This is a genomic window from Flexivirga sp. G2 (assembly GCF_055397625.1).
In genome coordinates, this window is the sequence record NZ_AP039675.1 from 3955187 (window position 1) to 3972769 (window position 17583).

The window sequence follows — 17583 nt, forward strand, 5'->3', positions numbered from 1 at the left end:
GCTCACTCGTCGGTGTCGTCGTCCTCGGCGCTGCGGTATGCCGCCGCGCGCTCCTGACGCTCGGAGACCTTCTGCTGGACCTGGGTGGCGAACTGTTCCCGGGGTCCACGCAATGCGAAGAAGGACACCACGAGCGAGACCGCCGCGGACAGGACCAACAACGCCCAGCTGCGGAATCCGACCGCGAACAGGAGGAGCAGGGCGACCACGAAGACGAGCAGTCGCAGAATCGTGTAACGGATCATCACATACCTGAATACGAGTGCATGCCAACGATGAAGACGTTGACGACGCAGAAGTTGAACAGCACGCAGCCGAAGCCGGCGAGCGCGATGTAGGCGGCTTTCTTGCCGCTCCACCCAGCGGTGGCGCGGGCGTGCAGATAGGCGGCATAGACCACCCAGATCACCAGCGACCAGACCTCCTTGGGGTCCCAGCCCCAGTAGGTGCCCCAGGCCTTCTGGGCCCAGATCGCGCCGGCGATGACCGTGAACGTCCACAGCGGGAAGGCGATGATGAGCAGCCCGTACGTCGTGCGGTCCATCACCTCGGAGTTCGGCACGGCATCCATGAACGTGTACTTGGTGTCCTTGATGTCCTCCCGCCACTTCTGCACGAAGAAGAGGATCGTCGTGGAGAAGGCGATGGTGAAGAACGCGACGGACAGGATCGCGACCGTGACATGGATGGTCAGCCAGTAGTTCTTCAGCGACGGCAGCAACTCGCTGGCGGCCGTGTAGAAGACGAGCGCGGCGAGCATCTCGGTCAGCAGTGTCGGTCCGACCACGAAGATCCCGAGCGACCGCACGTCGCGCTTGAGGCTCCAGATCAGGAAGGCTGCCAGCACGAAGAACGCACCGACGATGGCGAATTCGTACATGTTGCCCAGCGGCGGGCGTCCGACGGATGCCGACCGCAGCACGACACAGGCCGTCAGCAGCAGCGCCCCGAGCCACGAGAGCGACATACCGATCCCGGCCCACTGCCGTTTCTCCGGTATGACGGGCTGGTCCTGCGCGGTCCGCTCGAGCACTGCGGTGCCACCGCTGCCGGCTTCCGCGGCCGCCGCCTCGGACGACTCAGTGGCAGCGGCCTCGGCGCGTTCGGCGGCCCGCGCGACCCGTCCGGGGTGCCCGGCGAGGTCGGCGGCGAAGGACAGCATCGCCAGGGCCAGCACGACGGCCGAGGCGTAGAGGAATTCGTTCGACAGGTCGGACAGGCCGACGTTGGTGGCATGCCCACCGAAGTCGAAGGAGATGCTGGGCGTGAGGGTGATCATCGTGCCGAACCTGCCTGGGATGTCGGGGTATTGCCGAGCCGGGTCTCGATGCCGTCGAGCAGGGCGTCGAGTGCGACCTGCAGGCGCGGATCCTCGCCCTTGGCGAGTGCGCCGGCGGTGATCAGACTACGCCCGTCGCGGGCGGAGCTTTCGGTGTCGTCGCCACCGGCACCGCGGACCTTGACGAAGATGCGCCGCCGACGCAGCGTCATGGACATGATCAGGCCGGTGAGGCCGAGCAGCGCGGAGACCAGTGCGGTGCCCTTGCCGGGGCTGTACCGCGCCGACAGTCCGGCCCACCGCGGGATCTTCTTGTCCATCGAGATGGTGGTGCCGTCCGGGAGCTTCACCGTCTTGCCCGGCCGCACCACGGCGCTCCAGGGCGTCTTGCCGTTCATGACCTGCTTCATCTTCTGGGTGTTGAGCGCGTAGACGGACTGCGGTGTGCCGTCGGGGAAGAGCTGCCCGCTGTACGCGCCGACGACCAGTTCGGGATTGCTCAGGCCGGCGTAGGTCGAGATGGGTCCGAGCTTGTTGTCGAACTTCGCGGTCGGCAGGAAGAACCCGTAGAAGCCGAGTTCCTTCGGTGACGCCGCGGGCACCTTGATGGCGCCGACCGACCGGTAGGCATTGTCCTGCGGCAGGAACGGCGTCGCCTGGTGGTAGAGCACCTTGCCCTTCGGGTCCTTGACGGTGATCACGGGGGCGTAGCCGTTGCCGAGCAGGTAGACCGAGGTGCCGTCGAGCTTGACCGCATCGTTGACCGCGAGGCGGCGGGTGGTCGTCTTGCCACCGGGCTCGGACGCGGTCGTCACGGACGCGAGGAAGTTTCGGGGCTGACCGAACTGCGCCGAGTCCTGCGGGACGTTCTTCTCGAACGTGACGTCGAGGCTGTTGACCTTCAGCGTCCACGGTTTGACGTCGTCGGTGCCCACCCAGGGGCCGAGGTCGAGGGTGTTGTAGCTGCCGACGGCACTGACGAAGGGATCATCGCCCTCGGGCACGATGACGTCGCCACGCCAGCCGAGCAGGTGTCCTGCCGCGACAGCGAGCACCAGCACGACCAGGCTCAGGTGGAACAACAGGTTGCCGGTCTCACGCAGCCGACCGCCCTCGGCGGCGATGGCCTGTTCGCCGTCGACGGCATCGTCGACCCGCACCCGATATCCCTTGCGGCGCAACGTTTCCCGCGCGGCGTCGACCAGCTGGCCGGTGCTCGCGTCGACCGTGCGTTCCGCACTGGCGGGCAGGCGGGTGAGTCGCTTGGGCACCTTCGGCAGCGGCGACCGCAGGGCCTTCGCGTGCACCAGACAGCGCGGCAGAACACAACCGATGAGCGAGATCAGCAGCAGGATGTAGACGGCCGCGAACCACGGCGCGCTGTAGACGTCGAACATGCTCAGCTTGTCGAGCCACGGTCCGACGGTCTTGTGCTCGTCCAGGTAGGTCGTCACCTTGCCCGCGTCGATGCTCCGCTGCGGGAAGATGGACCCCGGCACCGCTGCGACCGCGAGCAGCAGCAGGAGGAAGAGCGCCGTCCGCATCGAGGTGAGCTGCCGCCAGAGCCAGCGCACGGTGCCGAAGAAACCCAGCTTGGGTGCCTTCGCCTGCGGCTTGCGGCCGGGTTTCGCCTTCTTGGAGGGGTCCTTCTTGACTTCGGTCGACAATCAGATCACCGGTACGAACGTGTCGGAGCCGGTCAGCCGGACCTGGATCCAGGAGATCAGGTGCAACCACTGCCCCGACACCATGATCAGTCCGACGACCAGCATGAGGATCCCACCGACCAACTGGATCGGCCGGTGGTGGTCGCGCAGCCAGCGCGACCAGGTCTCAGCGCGGGACCAGCCGGCCGCGATGAGCAGGAACGGTATGCCGAGCCCCAGGCAGTAGAACGCCGCGAGCGTCACGCCGCGCGACGTCCCCGAGTCACCGATCGGGTTGGCAAGGTTGAGGATTGCGCCATACACGGGGCCCACGCAGGGGCTGGCGCTGAGTCCGAAGACAGCACCCAGCAGAGGTGCACCGACCAGACCGGCGGACGGCTTCCACCGCACCGGTATGCCGCGCTGACCGATGAAGCCGAGGTAGACGAGCGCCAGCAGGATGACGATGACCCCGCTGATGCGGATCGTCAGGTCCTGGTGCAGCAGGCGCAGGTTCGCGACCCAGCTGTATGCCGCGGCGACGCTGACCAGCACCACCGAGAAGCCGAGCACGAAGAGCAGCGCACCGGTGACCAGCCGGGTCTTGCGCTGCTCGTCGGTCAGGCCGGTGACATAGCCGAGGAAGCCTGGCACCAAAGGCAGTACGCACGGCGACGCGAACGACACCACGCCCGCGACGATCGCCAGGAGTACGGCGATCGGCAGGCTGCCCGTGGCGACGGTCTGTGCGGCGTCGGCGGTCATCGCGGCGGTCATGGTGCGGATGTCAGCTCTTGCCCTTGTTGCTCAGCACGTCGTCGACGAGGCCGACGAGAGTGGCAGTGGTGGTCGGTCCGGAGACCCGGGCGGCGATGCGGTGCTGCGTGTCGAGCACCAATGTCGACGGCGTGGCCGAGGCCTTGCCCTGCAGCGCGACGAGCGCCGCACCACCGTCGTCGCGCAGCGACGGGTAGGTGACACCAGCCGTGTGCAAGTACGCAGCCGCGGTCTGTGGGCCCTCCAAACGGTCGACGCCCACCATCAACACGCCCTTCTTCTGCAGCTTGATCCACGCCTTCTGCAGATCCGGGGTCTCGGACTTGCACGGCGGGCACCACGAGCCCCACACGTTCACGACGATGACCTTGCCGGCGTGGTCCTTGGTCGACCACGACTTCCCGTCGAGCAGCTTGCCGGAGAGCGTGACCGGTTTGCCGCGCTTGCCCGGGGCCAGCTGCGCCAGCGTGCCGTCGCCGGCGAGGTAGTTCTTGTCCGATCCCTGGTTGGCCTGTTTGCTGATCGAGTTGCCGTCGCTGCTGCACGCCGCGAGCCCGAGGACCGCGACGCAGGTCAGCGCAACAGCCGGGATGCCTCGGCGGGTCGACGCGCTCCTCGGGGTCCTCGCGAAGTATCGGAGCGAGGGACGAAGCGGAGAACTTCGTGGGGTGATCTTCATCGCTTCGCCCCCATCGCCGAACCGGCGGCCTCCGTCGCGTTCGGCAACAGGTCGCGGGCCGGCTCGGCATACTCGATGCGGCTGAACCGATCGCCCTCGAAGACGACGCTCGTGACCGACGCGAGGGTGCACTGCCGACGACGGGGGTCGTGCCACAGTCGCTTGCCCTCGAAGTGCTCACGGGCGATCCAGACCGGCAGCTGGTGACTGACGATGACCGCCTCGTGGCCCTCGGCGGCCGAGCGCGCATCCCGGGTGGCGGCTTCCATCCGCTCGGCGATCTCGACGTACGGCTCGCCCCAGCTGGGCTTGATCGGGTTGGTCAGCTTGCCCCAGAAGCGAGGATTGAGAAGCTGTTTCGGGTTCTTGCCGACCGTCAGCCCCTCGAAGTCGTTGCCCGCTTCGATCACGCGATCGTCGAGCGAGACGGGCAGCTTGAGCGCCTCCGCCAGCGGTTCGATCGTCTCCTGCGCGCGCTCCAGCGGCGAGGACACGAGGTGGGTGATGTCCCGGCCGGCGAGGTAGGACGCAGTGCGCTGCGCCATCTGCCGGCCGAGCTCGGACAGGTGGAAGCCGGGCATCCGGCCGTAGAGGACACCACCGGGGTTGTCGACCTCGCCGTGGCGGACGAGGTGCACGACGGTCTCAGTCACCGGTGGTCACCCCCGCGCACCCGCTCGTCGAATGACCGAGCCGCTTGGGGCGAGGCATATCGGAACCCGGGCGCCATACGAAAACACGCTGGGAGTGTGACATCGGAGTCTGTGTCGCTTTCTCAGGAGGCGGCGGCAGCTGCGGCGGCGGCCGGGAGCGCGGCCAGGACGTGCTCGATCGCCGCATCGTCGTGCGACGCACTGACGAACCATGACTCGAACGAGCTCGGCGGCAGGTGCACGCCCTGCTCGAGCATCGACTGGAAGAACCGGCTGAACGCCGCGGTGTCCTGCGCCTCGGCGTCCTCGTAGTTGCGGACCGCGCCGTCCCGGAAGAACACCGAGAACATCGACCCGGCCCATTGCACCGTGTGCGGCACACCGTGCTGGGTCAGCGCCGCCGACGCGGCGTCGGCGATCGTGTGCGCGACGACGCCGATGCGGTCGTAGACGTCCGGCGTGCACCCGCGCAGCGTCGCCAGTCCGGCTGCCGTCGCGACGGGGTTCCCGGACAGCGTGCCCGCCTGGTAGACCGGCCCGTCCGGTGCGAGGCCCGCCATCAGGTCGGCCCGGCCACCGAACGCAGCGGCCGGGAAGCCACCGCCCATGACCTTGCCGAAGGTGAACAGGTCGGGGGCGCCGCCCTCGGGCTCGCCCTCGAGGCCGTACCAGCCCGCGGCCGAGCAGCGGAATCCGGTCATCACCTCGTCGGAGATGAGCAGCGCACCGTGCTCCTTGGTGATCCGGCGCAGCGCACTGGTGAAGCCGGGCGCGGGCGGGACGACGCCCATGTTGCCCGGGGATGCCTCGGTGATGACGCAGGCGATCTCGTCGCCGTGCTCGGCGAAGGCCGCCTCGACGGCCTGAATGTCGTTGTAGGGCAACACGATCGTCTCGTGAGCGGCAGATGCCGGCACGCCCGCGGAGTCCGGCAGCGCGAACGTCGCGACGCCCGATCCAGCCGAGGCGAGCAGCGGGTCGACGTGCCCGTGGTAGCAACCGGCGAACTTCACCACGGTGCTGCGCCCGGTCGCACCGCGGGCGAGCCGCAGTGCGGACATGGTGGCCTCGGTGCCGCTGTTGACGAGGCGGACCTGCTCGAGCGGCTCCACCCGCGAGACGATCTCCTCGGCCAGGGCGACTTCGTTCTCACTCGGCGTGCCGAAGCTGAAGCCCCGGGTCGCGGCATCCTGCACGGCGGCCAGCACGTCCGGATGTGCATGCCCGAGGATCATCGGCCCCCAGGAGCAGATCAGGTCGACATACCGATTGCCGTCGACGTCGGTCAGCCACGGCCCCTTCGCGGAGGCGATGAAGCGGGGCGTGCCGCCGACGGCGCGGAACGCGCGCACCGGGGAATTGACGCCGCCGGGGGTGACTGCCCGCGCTCGGTGCAGCAGCGCTGCCGAGGCTTCGTCGCGGGTGACGCGGTCGGGGATCCGGTCCTGCGGATGCTGCCCCCCTCCTTCGTCGGGTCCCAGCATCCGCCTGAGCCGTTGTTCCTCTGAGGGCGTGCTCGTCATACGACCATTGTCTCAGGCGGCACCGCGCGATCTCCTACGGGTTGTAGTTTTGCGGTGCGTCACCCAGCAGATGCGTGCGGACCTTGCGCATCGCGTCGCCGAGGGATTGGAAGAGCGCCGGATCCATCTGCCGGATGAGGTGCTGCTGGACTCCGGTGGCGTGCACCCGCGAGGCGGACCGGACGGCCGCATATCCCTCGTCAGTGAGCCGCAACTGGATGCCGCGACCGTCGTCCGGCGCGGGCCGGCGCTCGACCCAGCCGCGCCGCTGCAGGCGGGTGGCGGTGTGCGTGACGCGACTGCGGGACTGCACGGTCTGATCGGCGAGCCGGCTCATCCGCATCACGTGATCCGATGCCTCGGAGAGCATCGACAGCAGCTCGTACTCGGCGAGCGACATACCTGCGGCCTGCAGCTCGGCGTCGAGGATCACCTCGAGCGCACGGCTGCCGCGCAGGTAGGCGCGCCAGGCATCCTGCTCCGCGTCGGACAGCCAGGGCACGTCACTGTCGGCGCCGACATCGGGTATGGCGTCGGGTATGACGGGAGCGGGCGCTGCGGATGGGGTCTCGGACACCCTCACAGCATAAGTCGACGGAAAACCTGCCCGATCGGGAATAATTGAAACATCAATCAATGTTGGACATGATGGTTGCCACAACGGCAGTCGCACCAGAAGACTTCCAATGTCACTGCATCTACCAAGGAGCACTCATGAGCACGCTTGACGGCTTGACCCCCGGCACCTGGAACATCGACCCGGCGCACAGCGCGCTCGGCTTCCAGGTCCGCCACATGATGGTGAGCAAGGTCCGCGGCAAGTTCGACGAGTTCGACGCGACCCTCACCGTCGGTGACACGCTGGAGACGACCAGCGTCAACGCCGAGGTCCAGATGGCCTCCATCAACACCGGTGTCGCCGACCGCGACAACCACCTGCGCACCAACGACTTCTTCGAGGTCGAGACCCACCCGACGATGACCTTCAAATCGACCAAGGTCACCGAGACCGAGCTGACCGGCGACCTGACGATCAAGAACGTCACCAAGCCCGTCACCTTCGACGTCGACTTCGGTGGCGTCGGCCCCGACCCGTACGGCAACACCCGCGCCGGCTTCGAGGCGACCGTCGAGATCAACCGCAAGGAGTTCGGCGTGGACATCGAGATGCCGCTCCAGGGTGGCGGCGTGGTCGTCGGCGACAAGGTCAAGATCACGCTCGACCTGGAGTTCGTGAAGGCCTGAGCGACTGGCCTGATCGAACACGCTGATCGGCATACTCCGACCAGCAGGTGTGGCAGCCTGAAGAACGTCACACCCACGAACCGCGCGAGCGGGACCGGCATACCCCCGAGTGCCTGGTCCCGCTCGCGTTTTCGTGTGCGCGTCGTGCCGAGTGCTCAGGCGCCCCGCAGCCGGCGGGCGACCTCGACCGCGTAGTAGGTCAGGATGATCTGCGCACCGGCCCGCTTGATCGCGCTGAGCGACTCCATGACCATGGCGTCGCGGTCGATCCAGCCGTTGGCACCGGCCGCCTCGATCATCGCCATCTCGCCACTGACCTGGTATGCCGCAACCGGCACATCGCTGATCTCGCGGACGTCCCGGACGATGTCCAAATAGGGCAGCCCCGGCTTGACCATCACCAGGTCGGCGCCCTCGGCGAGGTCCAACTGCAACTCGCGCAGCGCGTCCGTGCGGTTGGCGAAGTCCTGCTGGTAGGTCCGGCGGTCGCCCTGCAGTTCCGACTCCACGGCCTCGCGGAACGGACCGAACGCGGCGGACGCGTATTTCACGGCGTAGGCGAGGATCCCGACGTCGGTGTGCCCCGCCTCGTCCAGCGCACGGCGGATGACGCCGACCTGGCCGTCCATCATTCCGGAGGGTCCGACGAGATGTGCGCCGGCTTCGGCATGCGCGATCGCCATGTCGGCATACCGCTGCAGGGTGGCGTCGTTGTCGACCCGGCCCTGCGCGTCCAGCACACCGCAGTGCCCGTGCGAGGTGAACTCGTCCAGGCACAGGTCGGACATCAGCACGGTGTCGTCGCCGAGCTCGTCCCGCAACCGCCGCAGCGCGACGTTCAGGATGCCGTCGGGATCGGTTGCACCGGAACCGATTTCGTCACGCTCTGCCGGCACGCCGAAGACCATCAGGCCGCCCACACCCGCGTCGACCGCCTCGCGGCCGGCCTGCACCAGCGAGTCGAGCGTGTGCTGCTGGACGCCCGGCATCGACTGCAACGGGATCGGTGCGTCGGTGCCCTCCTTGACGAACATCGGCAGCACCAGCTCGGCCGGGTCCAGCCGGGTCTCGGCGACCAGTCGGCGCATCGCGGGCGTCGTGCGCAGGCGCCGCGGACGGGCGGAACCCGCGGGCAAGGCCCACGGGTTCCCACTCGTTGCACTGTGCCGGCTCATCGTGAGGCCTTGGCCTTGCGCCGCGACGAAGCCTTCCGCTCGCTCGGACGACGCACCTGGTCGCCGTTCTCGGCTGCGGTCAGCGCCAGGCCTCGGCCGTAGTCCGCGAGGGCCTCGACCAACGCTTCGGCGCTCGGCTCGGCGGCCAGCACGTCGACCCGCAGGCCGTGCTCCTCGGCCGTCTTGGCGGTGGCCGGTCCGATGCAGGCGATGACCGTGGTGGCGTGCGGCTTGCCCGCGATGCCGACCAGGTTGCGCACGGTCGAGCTGGACGTGAAGCAGACGGCGTCGAACTTGCCGGTCTTGATCGCCTCGCGCACCTCGGGTGCCGGCGGAGCCGCACGGACCGTCCGGTATGCCGTGACGTCGTCGACCTCCCAGCCCATGTCCTGCAGGCCCGCGACGAGCGTGTCGGTGGCGATGTCGGCGCGCGGCAGGAAGACCCGGTTGATCGGGTCGAGCAGGTCGTCATACGGCGGCCAGTCCTCGAGCAGTCCCTTGGCGGACTGTTCCTCGCTCGGCACGAGGTCGGGCTCCAGGCCCCACTCGCGCAGCGACTCGGCAGTCACGCCGCCGACCGCGGCGATCTTCAGACCGGCGAACGCCCTTGCGTCCAGACCGAATTCGACGAACTTCTCACGCACGGCGCGGACCGCGTTGGCGGACGTGAACCCGATCCACTCGTAGCGGCCGGTGACCAGGCCCTTGATCGCCCGCTCCATCTGCTGCGGGGTCCGCGGCGGCTCGACGCTGATCGTCGGGACGACGTCGCTGGATGCACCGTGCGCCGCGAGGCGGTCGGTCATCGTGCCGGACTGCTCCTTGGTGCGCGGCACCAGGACGTTCCAGCCGAAGAGCGGCTTGGTCTCCCACCAGGACAGCTGCTCGCGCAGGCCCACGACGGAGCCGACGACCGCGACGACCTGGCCGGCGAGCGGCTGGGTCTTCAGCGCCGCGGCGACCTCACCGAGGGTGGTGACGCGCGTCGCCTGGCGGATCGTAGTGCCTTCAGTGCTCAGCGACACCGGGGTGTCGGCGTTGCGGCCGGCGGCCGCCAGCTTCGCCAGTCCGGCGGGCACGGACTCGGCAGTGCCGAGGACGACCGCGGTGGCGTCGTTCGCGACCGCGCTGCTCCAGTCGGTCTTCTCGTCGGCCGCGGACAGCACGTGCACCGTGCGTGCACCGCTGCCGACCAGCGGGATGCCGGCGTATGACGGGACCGCGCTCACCGCACTGACGCCCGGCACGATCTCGAAGGCGATGTCGGCTTTGTGGCAGGCCATCGACTCCTCGGCGAGACCGTTGAAGGTGGCGGGGTCGCCGTCCATCAGGCGGACGACCAGGCCGACGGTGTCGTCGGTGCGCGCGGCCGCCTTCGCGGTGCGCACGACGAGCTTCGCCCGGGACGCCGTCGTCAGGGTCTGTCCGGTCTCACCGTGCCCGGCATCGACGATCTCGACGTCCTCGCCGGCGAACTGTGCGACGAAGTCCTCCCGAGCGATCTGATCGATGATGATCACGTCGGCCGCTCGCAGCAACCTGGCCGCCCGGACGGTGATCAGTGACGGGTCGCCCGGCCCGGAGCCGATGAAGGCAACCTGGGGCAGGGTCTTGCGGGTCTTTGTTGTGCTCACTTCTTCACGCTCCGCGGCGCTGGGGGGTGTTGGACGGTGACGGGATCTGCGTCCCTTGATAAGTCCCTTGGTAAGAGTCCGCCGGGTGTCGGCTCTGGTGCTTGCCCATCCGGCGGGAACGCTGCCAACGCTCCGTCGGTGAGCAGTAACTCCGCGAGGTCGTGGCCGAGTCGCTCGGGGTCACCGAACGGTCCGGTCACTGACCGTCGCAGGTCGAAGGTGCCGTCGGTGCGACCGACGAACGCGCGCAGGGAGATCTCCAGACCGCCGTCGACGTCCTCGCTGATCTCCGCGAGCGCGCCGAGCGGGGCCGAACAACCGGCCTCGAGTCGGGCGAGAACGGCACGCTCGGCGGTGACGGCCGCGCGCGTGTCCGCGTCGTCGAGCTGCCGCACGATGTCGTGCAGCTCGGTGTCGTCGGACCGGATCTCCAACGCGAGGGCACCCTGTCCGGGCGCCGGCAGCATCTGCAGCGGGTCGATGGTCTCGGTGACCTCGTCCAGCCGGCCGACACGCGACAGGCCGGCCCGGGCCAGCACGATGCCGTCGAGCTCACCCTTGCGGACGTAGTCGATCCGGCGATCGATGTTGCCGCGCACCTCACGGGTCTCGAGACCGAGCCCGAGCGCGGCGAGCTGAGCGGCCCGGCGCGGCGATCCGGCGACCACGGCACCGGCCGGCAGCTCACCGAGCGTCAGCCCGTCGCGGGCGATCAGCACGTCGCGCGGGTCCTCGCGAGGAGGTATGGCGGCGATCGTCAGACCGGGAGCCGGAGCCGTCGGCAGATCCTTGAGCGAGTGAACCGTCAGGTCGATCCGGTTGTCCCGCAACGCATTACGTATGGCGGTCGCAAAGACCCCGGTGCCACCCAGCTGGGTGAGCGGGGCGCGATTGGTGTCGCCCTCGGTGACGATCTCGACGATCTCGATGTCGTGGCCGAGCGCCCGCAACTGGTCGGCGATCATGCCGGTCTGGGTCAATGCCAGGGTGCTGCGCCGGCTGCCGAGACGGATCAGGCTCATCGCGACTCACCCCCGGCCACCTCGCCGTGCGGGATGTTCGCGACGCGCGACTCGTGCGGGTCCAAGTCGAAGAGCATCCGCAGCAACGCTGCGTAGTCCTGGCCACCCTGCTCCTCACCCGCGAGTTGCTTGATGCGCACCGTGGGCGTGTGCAGGATCTTCTCGACCACCCGGTGCACGGTCATCTGCACCTGCGCGGCGTCGTGCTCGGAAAGGTCCGCGCGCTGCTCGAGTCGGGTCAGCTCGGCGGCCACCACGTCCGCGGCGCGCTTGCGCAGCTCGGCGACGGCGGGTGCGACGGCTGCGGCACGGCGTGAGACGAGGAACTCCGCGACCTCGGCACTCACCAGATCGTGCGCGGCGGTCACCTGGGTCTTCTCGGCGTCCTCGGCAACGGCGGCGCTCAGGTCCTCCAGGGTGACCAGGGCGATACCGGGCCGGTCTGCGAGCTCCGGGTCGACGTCGCGAGGCAACGCGAGATCGACCAGCAGCGTGGGGGTTTCGGTGGCGGCGACGTTGTCCGCGTCGAGCACATGACCGACGGCCCCGGTGCAGGAGATCACCAGATCGGCGTCGGTGATCGCGTCCGGCAGGTCCGACCAGTCGCGTGCGACTCCCCCGGTCGCCTGGGCCAGGCGGGCCGCCTTGGCCGGCGTGCGGTTGATGATCGTCAGGCTGCCGATGCCGGCGCGGGCCAGGGTGTGTGCAGCCAGTCCGCTCATCGCGCCGGCGCCGACGACCAGGGCACGCTGCTCGCTCACCTCGCCCAGCGTCGACTGCGCGACGACCAGCGCCCGCTCGACGAGGGATCGGCTGACCGTGTCGATCTCGGTCTCGGTGTGGACGCGCTTGCCGACCCGCAGCGCGTGCTGCATGAGCGCCGACAACGACGGATCGAGGTGGCCGCCGTCCTGCGCGGTGCGCATCGCCTCACGCAACTGACCGAGGATCTGCGCCTCACCCACCGCGACCGAATCGAGCCCCCCGGCCACCTGGAAGGCGTGCGCGACGGCGCGGTCCTCGAAGTGCACATAGAGATGGTCGCGCAGCTGCCCGACTGCCAAACCGGTTGTGGCGGCAAGGGATTCGGTGATGCCGGTGACGGCACCGTGGAAGGTCTCGACGTCGGCGTAGATCTCGACGCGGTTGCAGGTCGAGACCACGACGGTCGCGTTGACATGCTCGTTCAGCTCGAGCGAGGCCACCAGGCGGTTGCGCTGCTCGTCGGTCAGCACGACCTGCTCCAGCAGCTCGACGCCGGTCGTGCGGTGCGACATACCGATGACGATGAGGCTCACTGCACGGCCTCCTCACTCAGCTCGTCGTCCCGACCGCGTTGCTCGTGGAAGGCGAGGATCTGCAGCTCGGTCGCGAGGTCGACCTTGCGGACCTCGACACCGTCCGGGACGGTGATCACGCAGGGCGCGAAGTTGAGGATGGAACGCACACCGAGCTCGACCACCCGATCGGCCGCCTGCTGCGCCGCGTGCGGCGGCGTGGCGAGCACCGCGATGATGCTCTCCGGCGCCTGGTCCGCGAGTTCGGCGAAGTCGATGACCTGCAGTCCGGCGATCTCGGTGCCGATCACGGCCGGGTCCTCGTCGACCAGCCAGCGGACACTGAAACCGCGCGTCGCGAAACCGCCGTATGCCGCGAGCGCGTGACCCAGGTTTCCCATGCCGATGATCGCGACGGACCAGTCGTGCTGCAGGCCGAGCTCGCGGGAGATCTCGTCGGAGAGACGACTGACGTCATAGCCGACGCCCCGCACGCCATACGAACCGAGATGGGAGAGGTCCTTGCGCAGACCGGTGGACCGGACGCCTGCTGCTTCGGCCAGGGCTTCGGAGGAGACGACCTCGACCCCGCGGGAATTGAGGGACACGAGCGCACGCAGATACAGAGGTAGCCTGGCCACGGTGGCTTCCGGGATCTCCCGGCGGGCGGCCGATGCGGTGCTCACGTGCGCTCCGACTCCTCCATGCGCTGCGGGACAGGCGTATACCAAACGCCGGCCACAGAGGATCAATGACCCCCTGACTGTAGGTCTTTGTGAACGCAGGCACAAAGTCGCTAATTCCGACCAAAAGTGCTAGACGGGGGTGGCGTCACCCGTCGGCGGTGCTCGTGGTAGCGATGTGGCGTTGTTGGCACAGCGTCAATACGTGAGACGGCAACGGTTTCGGTGGTTGACACGCCCGTCTCGCGGACTGAGCGGTCGAGTGGTGGCCGGCATCGAGGGCGAGCCCGCCGTGGCCTGCAAATGGTGCGCGACGTTATCTGCACCATCTGCAGGTCCAGGGTCGGAGTTGAGCGTTGCCCGGATAAGGACCTGCAACAGGTGCGCTCCAGCGCACGTTCTGCTGGCCCTCAAAGCGAGACCTCGCATATCACGTCGAACATGTTCCCGCGGCGGTGAAGCGTGCCCAGGACGCCGGCGCCGAACTGTTAGAGGGTCCGCTCACCACGGATTGGGGAACACAAGCGGCATACCTGCGCGGCCCGGGCAACCTGATCGTCGATGTATGCCGCGATGCCTGACCTCAGCTCGCCGAGAGGTCAGTAGATGTCGTGAGAGGGCGGCCCTCACAGCATCTGGTGACCTCTCGGTGAGTGGCGGGGTGAGTGGCGGGCGGGTCAGCGCCGGCCGAAGACCCGCCGCCGCGCCAGTGCCTTGCGCAGCCGGGCCTCGTCGACCCGCCAGTAGTCGTGCTGCTTGCCGTCGACCAGGGTGACCGGGATCTGCTCGGCGTATGCCGCCATCAGCTCCGGCTCGTCGAGGATGTTCCGCTCGGCGAAGCTCTCCCCCGTCTCGGCACAGACCCGCTCGATGATCGCGCGGGCGTCCTCGCACAGGTGGCAGTCGGGCTTGCCGATGAGGGTGATCCGCGGGCCCGACATCGCTTAGAAGAAGACCGAACGGCGTTGCAGCAGCAGCGAATACAGCGACTGCTGGATGGTCTCGCGCACTTGGTCGGTGAGGTCGAAGACCAGCATCGGGTCGTCCGCGGCCGCGGCGCCGTAGGTGTCGGTGTTGACCGGGGCTCCGAATTCGATGATCCACTTGCTGGGCAGCGGGATCATCCCGGCCAGCCCGAAGAGCGGGAAGAACGGCGTCACCGGGAAGTAGGGGAAGCCGAGCACGCGCGCGAGGCTCTTGACGTTGCCGATCATCGGGAAAATCTCCTCGGCCCCGACGATCGCGCACGGGATGATCGGCACCTCGGCCCGCAGGGCGGCGGACACGAAACCGCCGCGGCCGAAACGCTGCAGCTTGTAGCGCTCGGAGAACGGCTTGCCGACGCCCTTGAACCCCTCGGGGTAGACGGCGGCCAGCTCACCCGCGGCGAACAGCCGCTCGATGTCCGGGTTGGACGCAAGGGTGGTGCCGGACTTGCGGCTGAGCTCACCGATCAGCGGCGACTCGAAGACCAGGTCGGCCCCCAGCATGCGCACGTGCCGGTGCTTCGGGTGCTCGTCGTGTATGGCGACCTGGGTCATCAGGCCGTCGATCGGCAGTGTGCCGGAGTGATTGGCGACCACGAGGGCAGCGCCTTCGTCCGGGATGTTCTCGATGCCGCGGACCTCGACGCGGAACCACCGCTTGTAGAGCGGCCGCAACAGTGGCAACCAGACCTGATCGGTGAACTCCCGGTCGAAGCCGAAGTCGTCGATCTCGTAATCGCCGGTCAGCCGGCGCCGCAGGAACGCGAGCGCCTCGGCGATCCGGCGCTCCAGGTCGTCGCCCTCGATGCCGACCAGGTTGCCGGCCTTGCGCAGCCCTTCGACGATGACGTTGACGATGCCCTCGAAGTCGGCGGCACCGGAACCCTGGAGGCTCGGTGTCTCCGGTGGATCGGGCACCACGCGCAGCGACGGCGCTCCGCCGGATGGCGCCGGGCTGCGATGCCCGGGAGTGCGCCGCGCGGTCGCGCTGATGTTCTTGCGTGACGGGCGGCTGCTCGTGGCAGCAGCGGTATGACGGGGGCTCGCCGCCGGAGCGGGCGTGGCCGGCTTCGGTGCCGACCGCTTCAGCGGCGGCGCGGCCTGCACAGCCGGAGTTGCCTTCTTCGCGGTGGCCTTCTTGGCAGGGGCCGTCTTCTTCGCAGTCTTCTTGGCCGCGGTCTTGGCGGCCGGACCGGACTTCGCGGCCGCGGATTTCGCGGGCGCGGTCTTCTTGGCCCGCGACTTCGCCGCGGCCGAGGTCGTGGACTTCTTCGCTGCGGGTCGGCGCGGGCCGGTGGTCCCACCGGCGCTCGCGGGCTGGTCGTCAGACACGGGCTTCTCCCAGGTTGGCGGCGTGGCGGCGACCGGGCGCGCCGAGAACCTCACGGAACGCGTCGCGAGTGGTGTGCTCCGGCGTGAAGTCGAGCATGGTGCGCATCCGGGTGGTGTCCATGCCGCGACCGAACTGCAGGAACTGCATCTGCTCGGCATCGAAGGCACCGCTGCCGCCGAGCATTCCGGTGAGTTGCTGCATCATCGGCGCGGTCTGTGCCAGCACCGGTATGACGGGCTTGCCTGCGATGCGCGCGGCCTGCCGCACCGTGAGCATCCCGTCACCCGCGACGTTGATGGTGCCGGACAGGTTCTCGGCGCCTGCCGCCCGCTGCAGCACGGCGACGGCATCCTCGATGTGCAGGACCTGGAACCGGCCGTCGAAACCCAACGGCACCGGAAGGGCCGGGAGCGAGAAGTATTCGGAGAAGGTCGTCCGCAGGCCCTGGCCGACGAGGTTCGCCATACGCAGCATGGTGACGTCGATGTCGGGACGGCGCCGGGCGAGCCCGCGCACGTAGGTCTCGACCTCGACCGAGTCGCGGCCGAAGCCGCCGGTCGGGTTGCGCCGGGCGCCCATGTCCTCGGTGAACATCGCCGGGTCGCGCGGCGAGGCACCGTAGACGGACGAGGAGGACTTGACGATCAGTCGCTCGACGGAGTCGGCCTTCTGGCACGCAGCGAGCAGCTGCATCGTGCCGATGACGTTGATCTCCTTCTGCAGGGTGCGCCCGCCGGCCTGCTTCGGGGTCATGATGACGCCGAGGTGCAGGACGGTGTCGACCTTCTCCTGCGCGAGGATCTTGCCCATGATCGGGTTGCGTATGTCGGCCCGGATGAAGTCCGCGCGGCCGAGACTGTGCAACGGCGGCACCGTGTCGACCGCAATGACGCGCTCGAGTGTCGGGTCGGCCGCGAGAGCGCGGCACGTCATACCGCCGACCAGCCGGGACACACCGGTGACCAGCACAACCCGACCCATTGGCCCTCCTCGGTATCGACCTACTGTGCGCCCGATCCTATCCGGCGCAGATGTGCACTTCGTCAACGTCCGGGTATGACGAAGCCCCGGGACCGCTGAGGCTGTCCGGGGCTCCTGACACGTCTGTTGTGGGCGACCTGACGGCCGCGCACAGCGCTTACTTCTTGTTGCGACGCTGGTGACGCGTCTTGCGAAGCAGCTTGCGGTGCTTCTTCTTTGCCATCCGCTTACGGCGCTTCTTGACGACTGAACCCATGCGTACGCTCTTCCTGAATCTGCTGAATGGAACCGGTGGGCTGTAGCGCCGCAACCGGCACGCGAAGCCTCGATGTCATCACATCCGCGGTGGGACGCGATTCGCCGCCCAAGGCTACGCCATCACTGCGACCACCGACGAATCGAGGGCGGCCGGCCCGGGCTGCCGCTGTCAGGCGGTGCCCATGTAGGACTGGCTGAGATATTCGGACACCGCGTCCTCGGGCACCCGGAAGGATCGACCGACCCGCACCGCGGGCAACTCGCCGGAGTGCACCAGCCGGTAGACCGTCATCTTCGAGACCCGCATGATTGCGGCGACCTCGGCGACGGTCATGAAAGTGACCTCGCCCGGCTGACGCTCTTCGGTCATGTCTATTGCCAACCCTTCTATTGGCGACACGTGTGTCGACCCGAGCTGTGGGCCGCTCGAGG

Annotated in this window: 20 protein-coding genes; 2 read left to right on the forward strand and 18 right to left on the reverse strand. The window is 68.5% G+C overall.

Annotation, left to right across the window (positions count from 1 at the left end):
* Positions 1–2: 2 nt before the first annotated feature.
* From ACZ50J_RS19095 to ACZ50J_RS19130, 8 genes are all read right to left on the reverse strand, one after another.
* Entirely contained in the window at positions 3–245 is a 243-nt protein-coding gene (locus tag ACZ50J_RS19095; RefSeq protein WP_464298738.1) for a DUF4229 domain-containing protein, read from the reverse strand.
* A complete protein-coding gene (ccsB, locus tag ACZ50J_RS19100; RefSeq protein ID WP_464298739.1) occupies positions 245–1279 on the reverse strand; it encodes a c-type cytochrome biogenesis protein CcsB in 1035 nt (344 codons plus the stop codon). The genes ACZ50J_RS19095 and ccsB overlap by 1 nt, the downstream gene beginning before the upstream one ends.
* Complete coding sequence (gene resB, locus ACZ50J_RS19105; protein WP_464298740.1) at positions 1276–2946, reverse strand: cytochrome c biogenesis protein ResB; 1671 nt, start codon at positions 2944–2946, stop codon at positions 1276–1278. Before resB ends, ccsB begins: the two co-directional genes overlap by 4 nt.
* Entirely contained in the window at positions 2947–3702 is a 756-nt protein-coding gene (locus tag ACZ50J_RS19110) for a cytochrome c biogenesis CcdA family protein (protein WP_464298741.1), read from the reverse strand.
* A gap of 10 nt (positions 3703–3712) precedes the next feature.
* Positions 3713–4381, reverse strand: a complete 669-nt coding sequence (locus tag ACZ50J_RS19115; protein WP_464298742.1) for a TlpA family protein disulfide reductase — start codon at positions 4379–4381, stop codon at positions 3713–3715.
* The gene (locus ACZ50J_RS19120; RefSeq protein ID WP_464298743.1) at positions 4378–5034 is read right to left on the reverse strand and encodes a histidine phosphatase family protein; all 657 of its coding nucleotides are present in this window, start codon (positions 5032–5034) and stop codon (positions 4378–4380) included. Before ACZ50J_RS19120 ends, ACZ50J_RS19115 begins: the two co-directional genes overlap by 4 nt.
* 122 nt (positions 5035–5156) lie before the next feature.
* On the reverse strand, positions 5157–6557 hold the full coding sequence (gene hemL, locus ACZ50J_RS19125) for a glutamate-1-semialdehyde 2,1-aminomutase (protein WP_464298744.1): 1401 nt from the start codon (positions 6555–6557) through the stop codon (positions 5157–5159).
* A 34-nt stretch (positions 6558–6591) separates the two neighbouring features.
* Positions 6592–7134, reverse strand: a complete 543-nt coding sequence (locus ACZ50J_RS19130) for a MarR family winged helix-turn-helix transcriptional regulator (RefSeq protein WP_464298745.1) — start codon at positions 7132–7134, stop codon at positions 6592–6594.
* A gap of 137 nt (positions 7135–7271) precedes the next feature.
* On the opposite strand from ACZ50J_RS19130, the gene ACZ50J_RS19135 reads away from it, so the two are divergent.
* Positions 7272–7802 (forward strand): YceI family protein, encoded by a 531-nt coding sequence (locus tag ACZ50J_RS19135; RefSeq protein WP_464298746.1) that lies wholly within the window; start codon positions 7272–7274, stop codon positions 7800–7802.
* Between the two features lie 155 nt (positions 7803–7957).
* Here the strand turns inward: ACZ50J_RS19135 and hemB are convergent, their stop codons facing one another.
* The 5 genes from hemB to ACZ50J_RS19160 are packed head-to-tail and all read right to left on the reverse strand — an operon-like array spanning position 7958 to position 13596.
* A complete protein-coding gene (gene hemB, locus ACZ50J_RS19140; protein ID WP_464298747.1) occupies positions 7958–8977 on the reverse strand; it encodes a porphobilinogen synthase in 1020 nt (339 codons plus the stop codon).
* Complete coding sequence (locus tag ACZ50J_RS19145) at positions 8974–10611, reverse strand: bifunctional uroporphyrinogen-III C-methyltransferase/uroporphyrinogen-III synthase (RefSeq protein ID WP_464298748.1); 1638 nt, start codon at positions 10609–10611, stop codon at positions 8974–8976. The genes hemB and ACZ50J_RS19145 overlap by 4 nt, the downstream gene beginning before the upstream one ends.
* Positions 10608–11633 (reverse strand): hydroxymethylbilane synthase, encoded by a 1026-nt coding sequence (gene hemC, locus ACZ50J_RS19150; protein ID WP_464298749.1) that lies wholly within the window; start codon positions 11631–11633, stop codon positions 10608–10610. The genes ACZ50J_RS19145 and hemC overlap by 4 nt, the downstream gene beginning before the upstream one ends.
* Positions 11630–12931, reverse strand: coding sequence for a glutamyl-tRNA reductase (locus ACZ50J_RS19155; RefSeq protein ID WP_464298750.1), 1302 nt, complete (start codon positions 12929–12931; stop codon positions 11630–11632). Before ACZ50J_RS19155 ends, hemC begins: the two co-directional genes overlap by 4 nt.
* Positions 12928–13596: a redox-sensing transcriptional repressor Rex gene (locus ACZ50J_RS19160; protein WP_464298751.1), complete on the reverse strand. Its 669-nt coding sequence runs from the start codon at positions 13594–13596 to the stop codon at positions 12928–12930. The genes ACZ50J_RS19155 and ACZ50J_RS19160 overlap by 4 nt, the downstream gene beginning before the upstream one ends.
* A 452-nt stretch (positions 13597–14048) precedes the next feature.
* Here ACZ50J_RS19160 and ACZ50J_RS19165 point away from each other — a divergent pair, with 452 nt between their 5' ends.
* Positions 14049–14174: a hypothetical protein gene (locus tag ACZ50J_RS19165; RefSeq protein WP_464298752.1), complete on the forward strand. Its 126-nt coding sequence runs from the start codon at positions 14049–14051 to the stop codon at positions 14172–14174.
* 96 nt (positions 14175–14270) lie between these two features.
* Here ACZ50J_RS19165 and ACZ50J_RS19170 read toward each other — a convergent pair whose 3' ends face one another.
* The 5 genes from ACZ50J_RS19170 to ACZ50J_RS19190 all read right to left on the reverse strand — a co-directional run bounded on the left by ACZ50J_RS19170 (position 14271) and on the right by ACZ50J_RS19190 (position 17521).
* Positions 14271–14534, reverse strand: coding sequence for a glutaredoxin family protein (locus ACZ50J_RS19170; RefSeq protein ID WP_464298753.1), 264 nt, complete (start codon positions 14532–14534; stop codon positions 14271–14273).
* 3 nt (positions 14535–14537) lie between these two features.
* The gene (locus ACZ50J_RS19175) at positions 14538–15911 is read right to left on the reverse strand and encodes a lysophospholipid acyltransferase family protein (protein ID WP_464298754.1); all 1374 of its coding nucleotides are present in this window, start codon (positions 15909–15911) and stop codon (positions 14538–14540) included.
* Entirely contained in the window at positions 15904–16893 is a 990-nt protein-coding gene (locus ACZ50J_RS19180) for an NAD-dependent epimerase/dehydratase family protein (protein ID WP_464298755.1), read from the reverse strand. Before ACZ50J_RS19180 ends, ACZ50J_RS19175 begins: the two co-directional genes overlap by 8 nt.
* Positions 16894–17050: 157 nt before the next feature.
* Entirely contained in the window at positions 17051–17149 is a 99-nt protein-coding gene (locus tag ACZ50J_RS19185) for a 30S ribosomal protein bS22 (RefSeq protein WP_082775156.1), read from the reverse strand.
* A 171-nt stretch (positions 17150–17320) separates the two neighbouring features.
* Positions 17321–17521 (reverse strand): helix-turn-helix domain-containing protein, encoded by a 201-nt coding sequence (locus ACZ50J_RS19190; RefSeq protein WP_382398018.1) that lies wholly within the window; start codon positions 17519–17521, stop codon positions 17321–17323.
* Between the last annotated feature and the right edge of the window lie 62 nt (positions 17522–17583).